The 1,472-nt window shown below is 67.3% G+C and carries 1 protein-coding gene; it reads right to left on the reverse strand.

Annotated features, from left to right (window positions below; all coding sequences use genetic code 11):
* Positions 1-64 precede the first annotated feature (64 nt).
* Positions 65-1,285, reverse strand: coding sequence for an IS256 family transposase (locus ABD858_RS36635; RefSeq protein WP_345044994.1), 1,221 nt, complete (start codon positions 1,283-1,285; stop codon positions 65-67).
* Positions 1,286-1,472: the final 187 nt, after the last annotated feature.

The following is a 1,472-nucleotide window of genomic DNA, read 5'->3' on the forward strand; positions in this document are numbered from 1 at the left end:
GTCTATCAGGATTCAGGTGTAATTCGTCTGTTCGGCCTACAGGTTTTTCGGTGGGCTGATCGGCTCACACTCGTCCGGCCGTAAGCCGGCCGTCGAAGAGGACGTCGAACTCGTTGAGGGCGGATTTCCAGCGGTTGCTCCAGCGCTGGCGGCCGTGGCCGGTGGGGTCCAGGGTGAGGGTGGCGAGGTAGAGGCGCTTGAGGGCGGCCTGCTCGTTGGGGAAGTGCCCGCAGGCTTGGGCCGCGCGCCGGTAGCGGGCGTTGAGGGACTCGATCGCATTGGTGGTGTAGACCACTTGTCGGATGGCGTCAGGCAGGCCGAGGAAGGGCACGAACTCGCTCCAGGCCCGCTCCCAGGTCCCGGCGATCGACGGATAGCGCTTGCCCCACTTCTCGTCGAACTCGGCCAGCCGGGCACGTGCTTCGTCCTCGTTCACGGCCGTGTAGACGGGCTTGAGGTCGCGGGCCAGGTCGGGCCAGTCCCGGCGGGACGCGTAGCGCAGGGATGCACGGATGAGGTGAACCACGCAGGTCTGCACCACGGTCTGGGGCCAGACGGTGTTGACCGCGTCGGGCAGGGCGGTCAGACCGTCGCAGACCAGCATCAGCACATCGCGGACGCCCCTGTTCTTGATCTCGGTCAGCACGGTCTGCCAGTACTTCGCGCCCTCCCCGCCGCCGCCGGCCCACAGGCCGAGAATCTCGCGGTAGCCGTCGCAGGTAACCGCGATGGCCACGTAGACCGGCCGGTTCGCCACATGCCCATCCCGGATCTTGACGTGAACGGCGTCGATGAAGACCACCGGATAGACCGGATCCAGCGGGCGGGTGCGCCATTCCGCCATCGACTCCAGGGCCTTGTCGGTGATCGTGGAGATGGTCTCCTTCGTCGTCGACATGCCGTACGTCTGGGCGAGGTGGGAGACGATCTCACCGGAGGTCAGGCCCTTCGCGGTCAGCGAGATCACCAGGTCGTCCAGCGCCCCGGTGCGGCGGGCGTACCTGGGCAGCACCCGGGGCTGGAAGGTGCCCAGCCGGTCGCGCGGGACCTGCACCGTGATGGCGCCGACCTCCGTTATCACCTTCTTGGTCCGATAGCCGTTGCGCATGTTCCCGCCCGAGCGCGATCCGCGCCCGCCGGCCCGGCCTGCCTCGGCGTCCAGGTGCAGGTCCATTTCGGCCTCCAGGGCAGCCTGCATCAGATGCTGAGCCAGTTCGGGCAACAGCCCGCCCTCGCCCATCAGCTGCAGCCCTTCGCCACCGCGGACTTTCTCCCTCGCGAGCATCGTCAGCTCGTCCAGCAGCGCCAGACTCAGCCCGTTCACCGAGGACCCGGCACCCGTCGTCGTTCTCACGTCGGCACCCTGGGCGCTCTCACCGGCCCCGGCAAGCGACACGCCGTTCGCGGTCTCGATCAGGTGATCAGTCGTCGTACTCATCAGGTGACTCCTTCGAGGAAGTTCACACCTGATT

The sequence above is a fragment of the Streptomyces sannanensis genome (assembly GCF_039536205.1).
Taxonomy (GTDB): Bacteria; Actinomycetota; Actinomycetes; order Streptomycetales; family Streptomycetaceae; genus Streptomyces; species Streptomyces sannanensis.